Source organism: Frondihabitans australicus (assembly GCF_003634555.1).
Lineage (GTDB): Bacteria > Actinomycetota > Actinomycetes > Actinomycetales > Microbacteriaceae > Frondihabitans > Frondihabitans australicus.
In genome coordinates, this window is sequence record NZ_RBKS01000001.1 from 809,605 (window position 1) to 827,242 (window position 17,638).

12 protein-coding genes are annotated in these 17,638 nt (G+C 70.7%); 6 read left to right on the forward strand and 6 right to left on the reverse strand.

The window, feature by feature from the left end:
* Positions 1–40 precede the first annotated feature (40 nt).
* On the reverse strand, positions 41–823 hold the full coding sequence (locus tag C8E83_RS03745) for a hypothetical protein (protein ID WP_121368502.1): 783 nt from the start codon (positions 821–823) through the stop codon (positions 41–43).
* Between the two features lie 207 nt (positions 824–1,030).
* Here C8E83_RS03745 and smc point away from each other — a divergent pair, with 207 nt between their 5' ends.
* A complete protein-coding gene (smc, locus tag C8E83_RS03750) occupies positions 1,031–4,597 on the forward strand; it encodes a chromosome segregation protein SMC (RefSeq protein WP_121368503.1) in 3,567 nt (1,188 codons plus the stop codon).
* 56 nt (positions 4,598–4,653) lie between these two features.
* Positions 4,654–5,796, forward strand: a complete 1,143-nt coding sequence (locus C8E83_RS03755) for a PrsW family intramembrane metalloprotease (RefSeq protein ID WP_147430077.1) — start codon at positions 4,654–4,656, stop codon at positions 5,794–5,796.
* Positions 5,797–5,915: 119 nt separating this feature from the next.
* On the opposite strand, the gene C8E83_RS03760 is transcribed toward C8E83_RS03755, so the two are convergent.
* Complete coding sequence (locus C8E83_RS03760) at positions 5,916–6,536, reverse strand: histidine phosphatase family protein (RefSeq protein ID WP_121368505.1); 621 nt, start codon at positions 6,534–6,536, stop codon at positions 5,916–5,918.
* 76 nt (positions 6,537–6,612) lie between these two features.
* Positions 6,613–7,635, reverse strand: a complete 1,023-nt coding sequence (locus tag C8E83_RS03765; protein ID WP_121368506.1) for a TerC family protein — start codon at positions 7,633–7,635, stop codon at positions 6,613–6,615.
* 214 nt (positions 7,636–7,849) lie between these two features.
* On the opposite strand from C8E83_RS03765, the gene ftsY reads away from it, so the two are divergent.
* Positions 7,850–8,719, forward strand: a complete 870-nt coding sequence (ftsY, locus tag C8E83_RS03770) for a signal recognition particle-docking protein FtsY (RefSeq protein WP_121368507.1) — start codon at positions 7,850–7,852, stop codon at positions 8,717–8,719.
* A 13-nt stretch (positions 8,720–8,732) separates the two neighbouring features.
* Here the strand turns inward: ftsY and lipA are convergent, their stop codons facing one another.
* Both lipA and lipB read right to left on the reverse strand, forming a co-directional pair.
* On the reverse strand, positions 8,733–9,716 hold the full coding sequence (gene lipA, locus C8E83_RS03775; protein WP_121368508.1) for a lipoyl synthase: 984 nt from the start codon (positions 9,714–9,716) through the stop codon (positions 8,733–8,735).
* A complete protein-coding gene (lipB, locus tag C8E83_RS03780) occupies positions 9,713–10,414 on the reverse strand; it encodes a lipoyl(octanoyl) transferase LipB (RefSeq protein WP_121368509.1) in 702 nt (233 codons plus the stop codon). Before lipB ends, lipA begins: the two co-directional genes overlap by 4 nt.
* A 114-nt stretch (positions 10,415–10,528) precedes the next feature.
* On the opposite strand from lipB, the gene ffh reads away from it, so the two are divergent.
* Positions 10,529–12,097, forward strand: coding sequence for a signal recognition particle protein (ffh, locus tag C8E83_RS03785; RefSeq protein WP_121368510.1), 1,569 nt, complete (start codon positions 10,529–10,531; stop codon positions 12,095–12,097).
* Between the two features lie 9 nt (positions 12,098–12,106).
* On the forward strand, positions 12,107–13,108 hold the full coding sequence (locus tag C8E83_RS03790; protein ID WP_121368511.1) for an alpha-hydroxy acid oxidase: 1,002 nt from the start codon (positions 12,107–12,109) through the stop codon (positions 13,106–13,108).
* Between the two features lie 10 nt (positions 13,109–13,118).
* On the opposite strand, the gene C8E83_RS03795 is transcribed toward C8E83_RS03790, so the two are convergent.
* Positions 13,119–14,270 (reverse strand): glutamate--cysteine ligase, encoded by a 1,152-nt coding sequence (locus C8E83_RS03795; RefSeq protein ID WP_121368512.1) that lies wholly within the window; start codon positions 14,268–14,270, stop codon positions 13,119–13,121.
* A 211-nt stretch (positions 14,271–14,481) separates the two neighbouring features.
* Here C8E83_RS03795 and aroA point away from each other — a divergent pair, with 211 nt between their 5' ends.
* The gene (gene aroA, locus C8E83_RS03800) at positions 14,482–17,637 is read left to right on the forward strand and encodes a 3-phosphoshikimate 1-carboxyvinyltransferase (protein ID WP_121368513.1); all 3,156 of its coding nucleotides are present in this window, start codon (positions 14,482–14,484) and stop codon (positions 17,635–17,637) included.
* Position 17,638 lies beyond the last annotated feature (1 nt).

The window sequence follows — 17,638 nt, forward strand, 5'->3', positions numbered from 1 at the left end:
CCGCCCGGCTGCGAGAGCCGGGCGGTCACCGCGGCGTTGGCTACGAGCGCCAGAGCACCTTCGAGCCCTGCGCGAGCGTCACGACGCCCGTCGTCGAGAGGCTGAGTGCGGCGCCCGAGGTGCCGGCGACGCCGTGGTGGAACCAGACGATCGGGCCCGTTCCGTCGAGCGCCTCGACGTCGAAGTCGCCGTTCGGGTCGACGAACGCGGCCGCCCCGGCGTGCCCGGAGGTGCCGCTCGACCAGACGGCCTTGCCGTTGACGTACGAGACGAGGTTGCCGTCCGACTGCATGATCAGCTGCGCGGGGCCGTTGTAGAGGTACCAGCCCGTCTCGAGCTCGGCGTACCCTCCGCCCATCGACGACGTGCCCGCCCCGGGGCTGCGCCAGACGACCTGGCCGGTGTTCCGGCGCACGACCCAGTAGCCGTCCTTGCCGACGGCGACCTCGCCCTCGACCTCGACGCCCGCCTTCGCGGTCTGCGTGCTCCAGAGCGGCTTGCCGTTCGACGTGTAGACGACCGCGTTGCCGTCGGTCTGCATCTTGAAGTAGGCGCCCGGGTGCCCGCCCGTCTTCGACGACCAGATCGCGCGGCCGTTGCCGACCTCCACGAGGTTGCCGTCGGTCTGCATCCGCAGGATGTACTGCCCTCCGGTCGACATGCGGTACTGGCCCGACTGCAGCGACAGGTTCGTCGGCAGCGTGTTCGGCGTCCGGTTGACGGGGCTCGAGGCGTTCGCCGGAGCGAGGCCGAACGCCGCCCCCGCGACGACCGCGGCCACGGCGACGGTGGCGGCTGCGCGACGGATGGTCTTCTTCATCATGGTGTCCCCCCAAGGACTCTCGGCAGCGGCTCATCCGCTGCGACACGGCCACGGTAGGCGACGCTCGGGGAGTGCCGCGTCGGCCGCGAGAGCGATGCCCCGTCATCCTGCGGTCGCGTCGCGAAGGCCCGGAATGACGGGGAAGTGGGTGCCGCGCCGCTACTCTGGGATGATCGGCGCAGGGCCGGTCGGTCAGGAAGGGGCGGCGTGTACCTCAAGAGCCTCACCCTCAAGGGCTTCAAGTCGTTCGCCCAGCCGACCACCTTCGCCTTCGAGCCCGGTGTCACCTGCGTCGTCGGCCCGAACGGCTCGGGCAAGAGCAACGTCGTCGACGCGCTCGCCTGGGTCATGGGCGAGCAGGGCGTCAAGACTCTCCGCGGCGGCAAGATGGAGGACGTCATCTTCGCCGGCACCTCGACCCGAGGGCCTCTCGGGCGCGCGCAGGTCGTGCTGACGATCGACAACTCCGACGGCGCTCTGCCGATCGACTACACCGAGGTGACGATCAGCCGCACCCTGTTCCGCAACGGCGGCAGCGAATACGCGATCAACGGCGAGGGCTGCCGACTCCTCGACGTGCAGGAGCTCCTGAGCGACTCCGGCCTCGGCCGCGAGATGCACGTCATCGTCGGGCAGGGGCAGCTCGACGCGGTTCTCCGCGCCACGCCGGAGGAGCGCCGCGGCTTCATCGAGGAGGCCGCGGGCATCCTCAAGCACCGGCGCCGCAAAGAGAAGACGATCCGCAAGCTCGAGGCGATGCAGACGAACCTCACGCGGCTGAGCGACCTCGCGGGCGAGATCCGCCGCCAGCTCAAGCCGCTCGGGCGCCAGGCCGAGATCGCCCGCGAGGCGCAGGGCATCGCCGCCGTCGTCCGCGACGCCAAGGCCCGCCTGCTCGCCGACGAGGTCGTCACCCTCCGCGAGGCGCTGACGACTCAGTCGAAGAACGAGAACGAGCGGAAGAGCGAGCGCATCGTCCTGCAGGAGCAGCTCGACCAGAACAAGCTCCGCGAGCAGCGTCTCGAGCAGGCCATGGTCGGCGACGCGGTCGACGACGCCCGTCGCATCACCTTCGGCCTCGAGAGCGTCCAGGAGCGCCTGCGGAGCCTGCAGAGCCTCGCCAACCAGAAGCTGACCCTGCTCGCCCAGCAGGCCGACGGCCCCGGCGTCGCCTCGACGGTGTCGTCGGGCATGGTCGCCGACGCGCAGGACGAAGCGGAGCGCCTCGCCGAGGGCGTCGCCGAGGCCGAGCTCGCCGTGGCTCAGGCCGCCGCCGAGGTCGCCACGGCCCGAGCCTCGCTCGACTCGCTCGACGACGAGATCGCCGCGCAGAGCGCCCTCGTCTCCCAGCACGACCTCGAGGTGGCGCGGCTCGCCAGCGCCGTCGAGGTCGCCCGCTCCAAGCTCGCCGCGGTCAAGGGCGAGCAGCTGCGCCAGTCCAACGCACTCGAGGCCTCCGAGGCGAGGCGCGAGTCGAGCCGAGAGGAGTTCGCGGCGCTCGACTCGTCGCCCGAGGCAATCGACGAGGGCGCAGGAGCAGCGGGAGAGCCCGCCGAGCCCATCGACCACGCCGCGGCACAGCAGCTCGCCGACGAGCGCGTGCAGGCCACGCAGGCCGACGTCGAGACCTTCCGCGACCGTCTCCACGCTCTCGAGCGCGAGCGCGACGGACTCGCGGCGCGCACGAGCGCCCTCTCGCTGGCCCTCGACCAGAACGACGCGTCCAGCGCCCTCGTGGCCGCCGCCCGACCGGGTGTCCGGGGACTCGTGGCCGAGCACGTCCAGGTCGAGCCGGGCTACGAGGTGGCCATCGCCGCCGCCCTCGGCTCCGTCGCCGACGCGGTCCTCGCCGACACCGAGGCCTCCGCGTTCGGGGCGGTCGAGCACGTCACCGCTGAAGAGCTCGGGCGCGTCGAGGTGGTGTGGGAGCACGTCCCGGCCGAGGCGCAGGAGCCGGCGCAGAGCCTCCCCGCGGGAGCCGTGGCGGCCGCCTCCGTCGTCACCGCACCCCCCGGGATCCTGCGCGCCCTCGCCTTCACCGCCATCGCCGACGACCTCGCCGGAGCCCACGCGGTCGCGGACGACCTCTCGCGGTCGGGCCGCCCGTTCACGGTCATCACGCGCGCGGGCGAAGCCGTGACCGGGCATTCGGTGCGCGGCGGCTCCGCCGGCGGGCGCTCGCGCCTCGAGCTCGTCGCCGAGCGCGACACCGCGGCCGAGGCCCTCACCGGCGTCAGCATCGAGATCGAACGCGCGGCGGACGAACTCGCCGCGGCTCGTGAGGCCAACTCGGAGGCCCGCACGGCCGCGAAGGCCGCGGCGACCGCCGCCCGCGAGGAGGAGACCCGCAGGGCGGCCCACGACCAGCGCGCCAGCCGCCTCCGCGCGGCGCTCGACGCCGCCGAGGCCGAAACCGAGCGCCTCGCGACGGCTCTCCAGGCCTCCGCCGAGAACGTGCACCAGGCCGAGCGCGCCGTCCAGGCTGCCGTCAGCGCGCACGAGGAGTACTCGGCGCAGCCGCGGCCGATTCTCGATGTGTCGGCCCGCGACGGCGTCCTCGCCGAGGTCGAGAACGCGCGCGGCGTCGAGATCGAGAAGCGGATCCAGCTCGAGACGATCCGCGAGCGGGTGCGCGCCGAGGTGTCGCGCGCCAAAGACCTGCAGCGGCAGCTCGACGAGCAGCGCGCCGCCGCCGAGGAGCACGCGCGCCAGACGGTCATCCGCCAGCGGCAGATGGCCGCGACGACCCGCGTCCTCGACGCCCTGCCCTCGGTGCTCGACGCCGTCGACCGCTCGGTCTCCGAGGCGAGGGGAGTCCTCGCCGCGCGCGAGAGCGAGCGGTCGACGCAGAACGCCGAGCTCGCGACGCTCCGCGCGGAGGAACGCACCCTTCGCGAGCGCCTGCACGCCGTCACCGAGAACGTGCACGGCCTCGAGATGGAGATCTACGAGAAGAAGCTCCACCTGTCGAGCCTGCTCGAGCGTGCCGGATCCGAGCTGGGTCTGGTCGAGTCGGTTCTGGTCGATGAATACGGTCCCGAGGTCGGAATCCCTGCGGCCACCGACGACGACCCCGACGCCCTTCCGCTCCCGTACGACCGCAAGGAGCAGAAGGCCCGCCTCGCGAAGGCCGAACGCACCCTCGCGCAGCTCGGCCGGGTCAACCCGCTCGCGCTCGAGGAGTTCGCGGCGCTGGAGCAGCGGCACAAGTTCCTCACCGACCAGCTCACCGACCTCACCGAGACCCGCAAGGACCTCCTCGAGATCATCGCTGAGATCGACGAGAAGATGCAGGCCATCTTCCAGTCGGCGTTCGACGACACGAAGGAGGCGTTCAACCGCGTCTTCCCGATCCTGTTCCCGGGCGGGTCGGGGTCGATCCAGCTGACCGACCCGGAGAACCTCCTCGAGACGGGCATCGAGGTCACGGTGAAGCCCGCGGGCAAGAAGATCGAGCGCCTCTCGCTGCTGTCCGGCGGCGAGCGGTCGCTGGCAGCCGTGGCGCTGCTCATCGCCATCTTCAAGGCGCGGCCCTCGCCGTTCTACATCATGGACGAGGTCGAGGCGGCGCTCGACGACGCCAACCTCGGCCGGCTCCTGACGATCTTCCAGGACCTCCGCGAGAACAGTCAGCTCATCGTCATCACGCACCAGAAGCGGACGATGGAGATCGCCGACGCCCTCTACGGCGTCTCCATGCGGCAGGACGGCGTCTCGGCCGTCGTCGGCCAACGCGTCGTCTCGGAGGCCGAGCGGGCGCAGGCCGCCTCGTAGGGCTCCCACCCGAACGGGGCGGCGCGCTCACAGACGCGGCCGGGTAGCCTTCGAGGGTGAGGGGATACTGGCCACCGCCCATCTGGGTGCCTGCCGAGCAGCCGGCGAAGAAGTGGATCGGCCGATTCGGCGGTCTCTGGATCGCCGGAGCAGGCGCGGTCCTCTTCGTGTACCTCCTCGTCGTCGGCGCGCTCCTGCTCCACAACGGCGCCGACGTCACCATCGCGCTCGTCGTCGGCTCGGTCACCGTCGCCGCCTCGTTCATCTACACGATGGCCTACCGGCTGGGGCCGCGCGACACCGTGAGCCTGTCCCGGCTCCTGCTCGCCTTCGGCCTCGGCGGCCTCGTCGCCGTGACCCTCGGCTCGACCTTCGACTCGCTGCTCACCAAGGCGGCTCCCGGGGTCGACGGCAAGACGAGCGTCATCGTGCTCTTCCTCGCCGGCATCTCGGAAGAGCTCGCGAAGATCCTCGCGGTCGTCCTCATCTCCAAGGGGCTGTCCGACAAGTCGATGCGCAACGGGCTCTTCCTCGGCGGCGCAGTCGGACTCGGCTTCGCCGCCATGGAAGACCTGGCCTACGCCTACAACTTCTACTCGAACCCGCCGCCGCAGCTGCATCTCACGCACATCGGGGCCGCGCTGGTACTGGTGCCGACCCGGGCGGTTCTCACGCCGCTCCTGCACCCGCTCTACACGGCGCTCTTCGGCGCCGCGCTGTTCTCGGCGTCGAAGAACGGCCGGTTCAGGATCACAGGGCGCGTCGTGATCGCGTACCTCGGCGTCGCGCTCGCCCACGGCCTCTGGGACGGCGGCGCGGGGCTGCTGCAGGAGCCCGCGCTGAAGCGGTACCTGCTGCTGCTCGCACCGATCGTCGTCTTCGTCGTCTATCCGGGCGTGATCGTCGGCACGGGCCTGATCTGGATCAAGGTCGCGCGCCGCGCGCGGTGGGCGTTCCAGCTGCCGGTCGCCTGGTGGCTCGCGCCGCCGCCGTTCGGCGGGCCCCCGCTGCCGCCTCCCGGCCCGCCAGGGCAGCAGGTGCCCGTCGGGGCGTGGCCCGCGCCGGCGTGGCCGCAGCCGCACGCCCAGCCCCAGCAGTCCGGCCCGCCCGCGCAGCAGTGGCCTCAGCCGCAGCTTCCGCCGGGGCCGCCGCCCGTGCCGCAGTGGGCGCCGCCCGCCCGCCCGGGCCGCCACCTCTGATCCTGCGCCCCATTGCCTTGGCGCGACAAAACGCGACACGTGCGACGCACGAGGACGTCGCAGGTGTCGCGTTTTGTCGCGGGGGAGGGGCCGGGACGGCCCACGGGACGAGGAGCGAGCTAGCCCTGGTCGCCGACGACCGAGACGGTCTCGTCGACGGCGTCGGCGAGCGAGTCGACCGGCTCGTCGTTGATCGACAGGACGTGCCAGCGGCCGTCGCGCCACTCGATCTGGTTCGCCGCCGCATTGTGGATGTGCCCGACCTCGCGGCCGAGCAGCGCCGAGAGCGTGAACCGGATGATGGTGCCGTGGCAGACGACGGCGATGTTCGCGCCGTCGCCGTCGAGTGGCAGCCGACTGTCGCGGATGTCGGCGATCGCGGCGAGCCCGCGCTCGGCGACGGCCCCGCGCGGCTCGATGTCGGGGAAGAACTCGTTCGGCTCGTCGGGGATCTTCGTGGTGGCGACGGTGCCCTCGCGCGACGCGTAGTCGCGCTCGATCAGCTCGGGGTAGGCGGCGCCCAGCTCGATGCCGAGCTCGGCCGCGATGATCTCGGCGGTCTCGCGGGCTCGCATCAGCGGCGACGAGACGATCGCCGACCACTCGTAGGGGGCGAGGAGGAGCGCGGCGCGGTGGGCCTGCTCGCGGCCTGTGTCGTTGAGCGGGATGTCGGACGAGCCCTGCAGCTGGTCGTGGAGGTTCCAGTCGGTCTGTCCGTGGCGGATCAGTTCGAGGCGCATGTCGTCCGTTCTCGTCGATCGCTCGACGTCGTGTGCGCCGGTGAGGCGCGGTGTCGCGCCTCTTGCCGCAGGACGGTCACGAGGCGCTCTTTCGTCGCGCGGCGACCTCGGCGCGCTGGTCTTCGTCTGCTCGGTCTCTGCTCGACTTCCGCAGGCTGAGGACGGTGGCCACCAGGATCGTCAGCACGATGAAGCCGAGCGAGACGGAGATCGGGATCTCGGGGATCCACTCGACGGAGTGGCCGCCGTTGATCCAGGGTACTTCGTTCACGTGCAACGCGTGGAAGACCAGTTTTACTCCGATGAACGCCAGGATCACGGCGAGCCCCTGCGCCAGATACACCAGCCGCTCGAGCAGCCCCGAGATGAGGAAGTACAGCTGCCGGAGGCCGAGGAGTGAGAAGGCGTTCGCCGTGAAGACGATGAACGCATCCTGCGTCAGACCGAAGATCGCCGGGATCGAGTCGAGGGCGAAGAGCACATCGGTGAAGCCGATCGCCAGCATCACCAGCAGCAGCGGCGTGAAGAGCCGTCGGCCGCCGACCTTCGTGGTGAGCTTCTGCCCGTCGTAGTCGGGCGAGGTGGGGATCACGCGACGCAGGATCCGGATGAGCCGGCTGTCGCCATCGCCCGAGTGGTCGTCGTGCCCGCCTCGCACCTGGCTGTACGCCAGCCAGAACAGCAGGGCGCCGAACAGGTAGAAGACCCACGAGAAGTTCTCGATGATCGTCACGCCCACGGCGATGAAGAGCCCGCGCGAGACGAGGGCGATCGCGATGCCGACGAGCAGCACCTTCTGCTGGTAGATCCGTGGCACCGCGAAGCTCGTCATGATGATGAGGAAGACGAACAGGTTGTCGACGCTGAGCGCCTTCTCGGTGATCCACCCGGCGAAGTACTGCCCGCCGAGGTCCCAGCCGCTCGTCAGCCCGACACCGACGCCGAACGCCACGGCGATGCCGATGTAGACGATCGACCAGGTGGCCGACTCGCGGATGGTCGGCTCGTGCGGCGTGCGGACGTGGCTGTAGAAGTCGAAGATCAGCAGGCCGAGGACGAACAGGATCGTCAGCAGCCAGATCCAGAACGGGGTCTCCATGCGGTCTCCTTCGGTCGGCGCGCACACTGCGCGCTCGGGTACCGAAGGTCTCTTCCGCCGCGGACTCGCGGGGCGAGGCCTGGGCCGACGCACCCGGGACCAGGTCGATCTGATCCGTATTGACGAGTGCGCCGCGAGAGGAATACTCCCCTTCAACACGGCCAGTCTAGCCGAGGGCGCAGGATGCGAAGGCCGCCCGGCTAAAGTTGCACCCATGGCAAATCCCTGGTCGCTCTCGGGCGCTCTCCGCGGCGTGTTCGGCCGCAAGACCATCGACGACTCGACGTGGGACGACCTCGAGACCTCCCTCATCGGCGCCGACTTCGGCCCCGACGTGACCGAGCAGGTGACCGACGAGCTCCGCGAGAAGGTCGCTCGGTACAACACGACCGACCCAGCCGACCTGCGCCGCATGCTCCGCGAGACGCTGGAGGAGCGCCTGTCGAAGCTCGACCCGACGCTCAAGCTGTCGAACCGCCCGGCGGTCGTGCTGGTCGTCGGCGTCAACGGCGTCGGCAAGACGACGACGATCGGCAAGTTCGCGAAGTTCCTGCGCAACTTCGACCGCTCGGTCGTCGTCGGCGCCGCCGACACGTTCCGCGCGGCCGCGGTCGAGCAGCTCGGCACCTGGGCCGAGCGCGCCGGCGTGTCGATCGTCAAGCCGCAGGCGCAGGGGCAGGATCCCGCGTCGGTCGCCTATCAGACGGTCGAGAAGGCCGTCCGCGAGGGCATCGAGATCGTCATCATCGACACCGCCGGCCGCCTCCACACCAAGGGCGGGCTCATGGACGAGCTCGGCAAGATCAAGCGGGTCGTCGAGAAGCAGACGGAGATCGCCGAGGTGCTTCTCGTGCTCGACGCGACGACGGGGCAGAACGGCCTGGCGCAGGCGGAGGCCTTCATCGAGCACGCGGGCGTCACCGGGCTCGTGCTCACGAAGCTCGACGGTTCGGCGCGCGGCGGATTCGTGCTCGCCGTGCAGGAGCAGACGGGCATCCCGATCAAGCTCGTCGGCCAGGGCGAGGGCATCGGCGACCTCACCGGCTTCACGCCGCACGTCTTCGTGCAGAACCTGATCGGCTGAAAGCCGACCGGGGCTAGACCGCCTGGCGGCCGGGAGCGGCCTCGAGCAGGTGACGCAGCGGCTCCTGCACTTCGCGGCCCCGCGCCTGCATCGTGCTGGCCCAGAGGCGCCCGGCCCGGTACGACGAGCGCACCAGCGGCCCCGCGAGCACGCCGCTGAACCCCATGTCCTCGGCGATCTCGCGCAAGTCGACGAACTCCTCTGGCCGCACCCAGCGGGCGACCGGCAGGTGTCGCGGCGACGGCCGGAGGTACTGCGTCAGCGTGATGATGTCGGTGCCCGCGTCGCGGAGGCGTTCGAGGGCGTCGATCACCTCGCCGTACTCCTCGCCCATGCCGAGGATCAGGTTCGACTTCGTGACGAGCCCCGCGTCGCGCCCCTGTCGCAGCACGTCGAGAGAGCGCTCGAAGGTGAACGCCGGCCGGATCCTGCGGAAGATGCGCGGCACCGTCTCGACGTTGTGGGCGAAGACCTCGGGCGCGGCGTCGAAGACCAGGCCGAGCAGCTCGGGGCGGCCCGAGAAGTCGGGCACCAGGATCTCGACGCCCGTGCCAGGGTTCAGCCGGTGCACCTCGCGGATCGTCTCGGCGTAGAGCCACGCCCCCTCGTCGTCGAGGTCGTCGCGCGCGACGCCGGTGACCGTCGCGTAGCGCAGGCCCATCTCGCGCACCGACTCCGCGACCTTCCGGGGCTCGGCGCGGTCGAGCGGCGACGGGCGCCCGGTGTCGATCTGGCAGAAGTCGCACCGCCTCGTGCACTGCGACCCTCCGATGAGGAAGGTCGCCTCGCGGTCCTCCCAGCACTCGTAGATGTTGGGGCAGCCCGCCTCCTGGCAGACGGTGTGCAGCTTCTTGTCGGTCACCAGCGCGGTGAGCTCACGGAACTCGGGCCCCTGCTTCGCCGTGGTGCGGATCCACGCCGGCTTCTTCTCGATCGGGGTGGCCGCGTTGCGGGCCTCGAGGCGCAGGAGCCGGCGGCCGTCCGGGCCCGCGCTCATGCCCGCCCGCCCACGAGAGCCGTCTGCGCCTGCCGTCCGTCGGCGGCGTGACCGTCGCGGCGCCGCTCGGCGAGAGTCGCGAGGTACGCGTCGAGGTGCGCCTCCAGAGTGTCGACGACGTCGCCGGGCGAGACCCTGCGGCCGAGGACCCTGCTGAGCGTGGTCACCCCGGCGTCCGCGATGCCGCACGCGACGATCGCGCCGTACGGCTCGAGGCTGTTGTCGCAGTTGAGCGAGATCCCGTGCATCGTCACGCCGTTCGCGACGCGGATGCCGATGGCGCCGACCTTCTCGTCGCGGAACGGGCGCCGGATCCAGGCGCCGCTGCGGCCCTCGACGCGCTCGGCGTCGACGCCGAACACCGCGCAGGTGTCGATCACGACCTGCTCGAGCGACCGCACGTAGGCGACCACGTCGAGCGGTTCGGGCAGGCGCACGATCGGGTACGCCACGAGCTGGCCCGGCCCGTGCCAGGTGATGCGGCCGCCGCGGTCGACATCGACGACCGGGCTTCCGTCGCGGGGGAGGTCGGAGGGCTCGGTGCGGCGGCCGGCGGTGTAGACGTCGGCGTGCTGGCAGAGGACGAGGTGGCTGTCCGCTGCTCCTGCGACCACCTCGTCGTGGAGGCGACGCTGCAGGGCGTAGCCCTCGTCGTAGTCGAGGGGCGGGCCGGAGAGTCCGAGGCGCATCGTCGTCATGCCGACACTGTAACTGATAAGTAGACGCAGTACAGAAACCTCGGCGCCACGGCTTTCGCCGTCGGCGATCGCGCGCCGGGCACGCACGGACGCGTCGGTTAAGATGGTCGGATCATGGCCACTTTTGGATCGCTCTCCGACCGCCTCGCGCAGACCCTCACCAACCTGCGCGGCAAGGGCAAGCTCTCACCCGCCGACGTCGACGGGACCGTCCGCGAGATCCGTCGCGCCCTGCTCGACGCCGACGTCTCGCTCGACGTCGTCAAGGCGTTCACCGGCGCGATCCGCGAGCGTGCCCTCGGCGACGACGTCAACAAGGCGCTGAACCCGGCCCAGCAGGTCGTGCAGATCGTCAACGAAGAGCTCATCACGATCCTCGGCGGTCAGCAGCGCCGCCTCGAGTTCGCGAAGCGTCCGCCCACGGTGATCATGCTCGCCGGCCTCCAGGGCGCGGGCAAGACGACGCTCGCGGGCAAGCTCGCCAAGTGGCTGAAGAAGGAGGGGCACACGCCCGTCCTCGTGGCCAGCGACCTCCAGCGCCCCAACGCCGTGACGCAGCTCCAGGTCGTCGGCGAGCAGGCGGGCGTTCCCGTCTTCGCGCCGGAGCCCGGCAACGGCGTCGGCGACCCGGTGAAGGTCGCGAAGAACGGCGTGAAGTTCGCCGAAGACAAGCAGTACGACACGGTCATCGTCGACACCGCCGGTCGACTCGGCGTCGACGCCGACCTCATGAAGCAGGCGTCGAACATCCGCAAGGCGGTCGACCCCGACGAGGTCTTGTTCGTCATCGACGCGATGATCGGTCAGGACGCCGTGGCCACCGCCAAGGCCTTCCAAGACGGTGTGGACTTCACCGGCGTCGTGCTCACGAAGCTCGACGGCGACGCGCGAGGCGGTGCGGCGCTCAGCGTCGCGAGCGTCACGGGCCGCCCGATCATGTTCGCGTCGACGGGCGAGACGCTCGACGACTTCGAGCCGTTCCACCCCGACCGCATGGCGAGCCGTATCCTCGACCTCGGCGACATCCTCACCCTCATCGAGCAGGTGCAGAGCGCGTTCGACGAGAAGGAGGCCGCCGAGATCGCGGAGAAGTTCGCGACCGACAGCTTCACCCTCGACGACTTCCTCAAGCAGATGCAGCAGCTGCGCAAGATGGGCTCGATCAAGGGCATGCTCGGCATGCTCCCGGGTGCCAAGGGCATGCGCGAGCAGCTCGACAACTTCGACGAGCGCGAGATCACGCGCACCGAGGCGATCATCCAGTCGATGACCCCGCAGGAGCGCGCGAACTCCAAGCTGCTGAACGGGTCGCGCCGGCTCCGCATCGCCCGCGGCTCGGGCATGACCGTGACGGACGTGAACCAGCTCGTCAACCGCTTCGAGCAGGCCGCGAAGATGATGAAGACGGTCGCCAAGGGCGGCGTCCCGCAGGTGCCGGGCATGGGCCCCATCCCCGGTGCGAGCTACGGCGGCCGCAAGCAGGTGGCGAAGAAGAAGGGCTCGAAGGCGGGCAACCCGGCCAAGCGCGCCGCGGAGAACGCTCGCATCGCGGCCGGCGAGCGGGCTCAGCCTGCAGCGGCCCCGGCGGGCGGCTCCGGCTTCGGCCTCGGCGGCCGTGGGGGAGCGAAGCCCGCACCCACCGAGGAGGAGCTCGCCAGCCTGCAGAAGTTCCTCGGCCGCTGACCCGCCGCCGTGGCCGCTCTCCCGTACGTCGCTGAGGACTTCGCCTGGCCGGAGTCCGTCGACCCGCGTGCCGTGCGGTTCATCGAGGGCTACAACGGCACCGCGGGTGCGCGGAACGTCGCAGCGTGGCAGGGCATCGACATCGTGCCCCGGATGCTCCGGGACTCGACGGCGGTCTCGACCGCCTGGACCCACACGGGCCTGAGCTTCAGCAGCCCGATCGTCGTGGCGCCGTGGGCGAGCCAGACCTTCGTGCATCCCGAGGGTGAACGCGCCACCTCGCGCGGCGCGGCCGACTCGGGTTCGCTCCTGGTCTTCTCGTCGAACAGCGCGACCGCCGTCGGCGATCTGCCCTCCGACGGTGCACCCTTCTACGCCCAGGTCTATGTCCCCCCGGTGCGCGACGACCTCGTGCCCTACATCCGCGAGGCCGAGCGGGCGGGCGCCCTCGGGCTCGTCCTCACGCTCGACACGCCCCCGACGCGCGAGGAGTTCCCGTTCCGGGCGGCCGTGGAGCGCATCCTGCCGCCCTCGGTCAACTTCGCCGGCGGCGCGCCCGCCAAGGCCGGAGACCTCGGGCCGGGCGACATCGAATGGCTGCGCTCGATCACCTCGCTGCCCGTGTGGGTCAAGGGCGTCCTGGCCACGGCCGACGTCGAGCTCCTGCTGTCCCTCGATGTCGCCGGGATCATCGTCTCGAACCACGGCGGGCGGCAGCTCGGCGCCGCCGTCACCACCGCGTGGGCCCTGCCCCGCGTCGTCGACGCCGTCGCTGGCCGCGTGCCGGTGTGGGTCGACTCCGGCATCCGCTCAGGGGAGGACGCCTTCCGCGGCCTCGCGCTCGGAGCCGACGCCGTGCTCGTCGGTCGCCCCGCCGCCCGGGCCCTCACCGAGGGCGCGGAAGGCGTGGCGCGGCTGATGGAGGCGCTCCGCGAGGAGCTGCACGTGGCCATGATGCTCTCGGGCGTGACCGACCTCGCCGCGTTCGACCGGTCGTACCTCGCCCTCTGAGGGACGCGCCCTAGGCCCCGGCGACGCCGTCGCGCAGCTCGGCCACGAGGTGCGCCACGACGGCCTTGAGGCTGCCGTCGCTGCGCGCGGCGACCGCCAGCTGCCGCTGGTACGAGGCGCCGTGCTCGACGATCGTGTTCACGCCCATGAGCTCGGGCACGCAGCCCAGGCGGTGGGCGACAGGTTCGAGCCGGCCCAGCAGGTCGACGAGGTCGTCCGTCACGAGCCGCTCGTCGCCGGCGGCGTTCTGGATGACGATCGACTCGAGGCCGTAGCGAGCGGCGCGCCACTTGTTCTCGCGGACGAACCACGACGGCATCCTGGGCAGCTCCTCGCCCCTGTCGAGTCGCTCCGAGAAGTCGTCGACGAGGCACTGGACGAGCGCCGCCATCGAGCCCACCTCGGCGACCGTCGAGATGCCGTCGAACACCCGCACCTCGAGCGTTCCCCACTTCGGTGACGGCCGGAGGTCCCAGCGCAGCTCGCTGTGGTCGTCGATCACCCCGGTGCGAGTCATGTCGCCCACCATCGCCTCGTACTCGCCCCAGTCGTCGAACTGCGGCGGCAGACCGGCCGTGGGCAGCTGCTGGAACATCATCGCCCGGTTCGACGCGTACCCCGTGGCCTCGCCGACCCAGAACGGGCTCGAGGCCGTCAGCACCTGGAAGTGCGGCACGTAGGTCAGCAGGGCGTTCAGGATCGGCAGCACCTTCCGGCGATCGTCGATCCCCACGTGCACGTGCACGCCCCAGATCATCATCTGACGTCCCCACCAGCGCGTCCGGTCGATGAGGGTCTCGTAGCGCTCGGAGTCGGGCGTCACCTCCTGCTGGAACCACTGGCTGAACGGGTGGGTGCCGGCGCAGAGGAGGTCGGCCCCGAGCGGCTCGGCCTCGTCGCGCACAGCGGCGATGGTGCCCTCGAGGTCGGCGACGGCGTCGGCCACCCGCTCGTGCACTCCGCTCACCACCTCGACGGTGTTCGTAAGCAGCTCTTTCGTGACCCGATCGCCGTCGTCGTTGAGGTGACGGAGGGCGCTCAGGATCCGAGGCGCGTGCGGTGCCAGCTCGCCCGAGGTCCGATCGACGAGCGCGAGCTCCCACTCGATGCCCAGCGTCGAGCGCGGCGAGCGTGAGAACTCGATCTCCGGCGAGGGGTTCATCCGCCCATCGTGCCAGGGCACCGGGGTACGCGGCACACGGCAAGTCCATATCCTCCGAAGAAGGGGCGCCGTTTTTGCAGGGTGTCTCACGACTTTGCGAGCGTCGCTCGAAACACGCTCCTGCGCGCCGTGCAGTCTTCGGTCGTGGACTAACCTTTTGGGCGGCGCAGGCTCACGAAGCCCGTCGGTGCTAGCTAGGGAGGCATACGCGATGCAACTGGTCGTCCGCGGAACATCAACCCGACTCGAAGGCGAACTCGACATCCCGGTGTCGAAGTACCACGCCCACCGCGCTCTCGTCCTGGCCTCCCTCGCTCCCGGCCGCTCCGTCATCACCGGCGTCTCCACCACCCGTCAGGTCGAGTGGACCGTCGGCACGCTCCGCGCCCTCGGCACGAAGATCACCATCAAGGACGGCACGTACATCGTCGAGGGCGGCCCGTACAAGGCCACCGACGTCGTCGACCACGGCTCGAAGGGCGCCGAGGGCCTGCTCAACATGGGCTCCTCCGGCACGACGCTCTACTTCATGGTGGGCCTCGCATCGCTCGCCGACCAGCCGATGACCCTGACGGGCATGAAGTACTTCCGTCGCCGGCCGATCAAGGCCCTGCTCGACTCGCTCAAGCAGATGGGCGTGACCCTCGACGCCGACGAGGACCGCCCTCCGGTGCACGTCCAGCCGGGCCGACCCCTCGGCGGCGACGTGTCGATCGCCGGCACGCTCAGCCAGTGGATCTCCGGTCTGCTCCTGGTCGCGCCGTTCGCCCAGACCGACACCACGATCCACATCACCGGCGGCACGCTCAACGAGCAGCCCTACGTCGACCTGACGATCCGCATGATGCGCATGTGGGGGCTCGAGGTCACCCACTCCGACGACTGGCTGACCTTCCACATCCCGGCGAACCAGACTGCCACGCCGCACGACTACGTGATCCCGGCCGACATCGGCTCGGCCGCGTTCGGCATCGCGGCGGCCGCGATCCACCCCTCCGACGTGCTCTTCAAGGGCCTCCGCACGCATCTGACGAGCGAGACCGACCACCCCGAGTCCGAGTTCCTCGACCTCTCCACGGCGATGGGCGTGCCGTTCTCGATCGACGAGAAGACCGGCTTCGTCCGCATCACCAGCGACGGCAAGCCACTCAAGGCCATCGACATCGACTGCCAGCCGATCCCCGACCTCCTGCCGATCCTGTCGACCATGGCGACCTTCGCCGAGGGCACCTCGACGTTCCGAAACGTCGGGCACATCCGGCTCAAGGAGAGCGACCGCGTCTCGGCCATGCTCCAGCTCAACAACCTGGGCGGCTCGGCCGACCAGACCCACGACGAGCTGCGGGTCACCGGCGCGTCGGGCCCGCTCACGGGCGCACCGCTGTCGTCGTTCAACGACCACCGGGTGCTCATGTCGCTCGCGATCGCGGCGACCAGGGCGGTCGGAGCAACGTCGCTCACCTACCCGCGCGCCTACCGCATCTCGTATCCCACCTTCCTCGAGGCCATGACCTCCATCGGTCTCGACCTCGACATGGGCGACCCGAAGAGCCTCGAGAGCGCCGAGAACGTCGAGTTCGAACGCGACGAGCTGAGCGAGGAGGCCTCGCTGCAGGAGGCTCCGCTCGAGCTCCAGGGCGTCGATGCCGATCCGCTCGTGCTCAGCGAGAAGGTCCGCGCTCTGGCCGAGTCGCAGCCCGACGAGCCCGCCGTGATCGAGGTCGGCGGGGTCGAGCCCGTGACCACGACCTGGCGCGAACTGCAGGACGAAGCGGACCGCGTGTCGCAGCTCCTGCTCGAACTCGGCGTCCAGAAGGGCGAGTCGGTGGCCATGCAGCTGCCGAACTGGAAGGAGTTCGTCGCGATCACGCTCGGCACCGTCCAGATCGGCGCCGTCGCCACCCCGATCATGCCGGTGTTCGGCCCGCGCGAGACCACGATGACGCTGTCGCGGTCGCGCGCCCGCGTCGTGTTCCTGCCCAACGTCTTCCGCCGTCGCCGGCCGGCGATCGAGCTGCTCGACGTCATCGACGAGGCGAAGGCGCAGAAGCGCCGCCTCGCCCTCGAGCACGTGGTCGTGCTGCGCTCGGAGAGCCGCGGCGACGCCGGCGCCCACAGCGACGTCACGCCGATCCCGCAGGCGGTCGCCGCCCGGGTCGAGGCGTCGGAGTGGAACTGGCGCTACTACGACCTCGCCCTCGCCGCGGTCACGCCCGACCAGGGGCTCATCCGCGAGCGGGCGCCGAAGCCGGACGACGTGTGCCAACTCCTGTTCACCTCCGGCACCACGGGCGAGCCGAAGGGCGTCCAGCACCCGCACCGCACGCTCGGCCTCGCCACGGCGATGGAGGTGGCGCACCTCGGGCTCACCACCGACGACCGCATCTACATCCCGTCGCCGCTCGCGCACCAGACCGGTTTCCTCTACGGCATGCTGCTCTCGTGGCGCCTGGGCGTCGCGAGCGTCATCCAGCCGGTGTGGGACGCCCAGATCTCGCTGAACCAGGCGTTCGCGCAGGGTGGAGCGACGTTCGTCCAGTGCGCCACGCCGTTCCTCACCGACCTGGTCGACGCGGTCGAGGCGGGCGCCCGGGCTCCTGAGTCCCTCCGGATCTTCGTCGCCACCGGCGCCGCGGTGCCGCGCGCCCTCGCGCAGAAGGCGACGACCGTGCTCGCCACGAGCGTGCTCGGCGCGTTCGGCACCTCCGAGACCTGTCTCGGCGCGCTCTCGACGCCGTTCGACGCGCCGGAGGACGCCTGGGGGAGCGACGGCAAGCCGCTCCCCGGAATCCGGCTGCGGATCGTCGACGACGAGGGCGTCGAGCTGCCCCGAGGCACCGAGGGCAACTACGAGCTGCACTCGCCGACGATGTTCGGCGGCTACCTCGACCGTCCCGACCTCACCGACGACGTCTTCACGAGCGACGGCTGGTACCGCACCGGCGACCTCGCGAAGGTCGACGAGAAGGGCTTCCTGCACATCACCGGGCGCGTGAAGGACGTCATCAACCGCGGCGGCGAGAAGATCCCCGTGGTCGAGATCGAGAACCTCCTGTACCAGCACCCGATGATCACCGACGCCGCCATCGTCGCCATGCCCGACCCGCGACTGGGCGAGCGCGCCTGCGCCTTCGTCGTGGCAGCCAAGCCCGACGCCCACCTCGAGTTCGCCGCGATGCAGAAGTACCTCGGCGACGCGGGCGTGTCGAAGTACTACTGGCCCGAGCGCCTCGAGTTCATCGACGAGATCCCGCGCAACGTCGTCGGCAAGGTCCAGAAGAACGTCCTGCGCGACATCGCGGCCGAGCTGGTCGCCGCGTCGTCCGCCGAGTCCGCCGCCGCCGGCACCACCGTCAAGGAGAAGTAGA

Coding starts and splice junctions, on each gene's coding strand:
- C8E83_RS03745 (WP_121368502.1), bottom strand. CDS start 823: ATGATGAAGAAGACCATCCGTCGCGCAGCCGCCACCGTCGCCGTGGCC.
- C8E83_RS03760 (WP_121368505.1), bottom strand. CDS start 6,536: ATGCGCCTCGAACTGATCCGCCACGGACAGACCGACTGGAACCTCCAC.
- C8E83_RS03765 (WP_121368506.1), bottom strand. CDS start 7,635: ATGGAGACCCCGTTCTGGATCTGGCTGCTGACGATCCTGTTCGTCCTC.
- ftsY (WP_121368507.1), top strand. CDS start 7,850: ATGGCAAATCCCTGGTCGCTCTCGGGCGCTCTCCGCGGCGTGTTCGGC.
- lipA (WP_121368508.1), bottom strand. CDS start 9,716: ATGAGCGCGGGCCCGGACGGCCGCCGGCTCCTGCGCCTCGAGGCCCGC.
- lipB (WP_121368509.1), bottom strand. CDS start 10,414: ATGACGACGATGCGCCTCGGACTCTCCGGCCCGCCCCTCGACTACGAC.
- ffh (WP_121368510.1), top strand. CDS start 10,529: ATGGCCACTTTTGGATCGCTCTCCGACCGCCTCGCGCAGACCCTCACC.
- C8E83_RS03795 (WP_121368512.1), bottom strand. CDS start 14,270: ATGAACCCCTCGCCGGAGATCGAGTTCTCACGCTCGCCGCGCTCGACG.
- aroA (WP_121368513.1), top strand. CDS start 14,482: ATGCAACTGGTCGTCCGCGGAACATCAACCCGACTCGAAGGCGAACTC.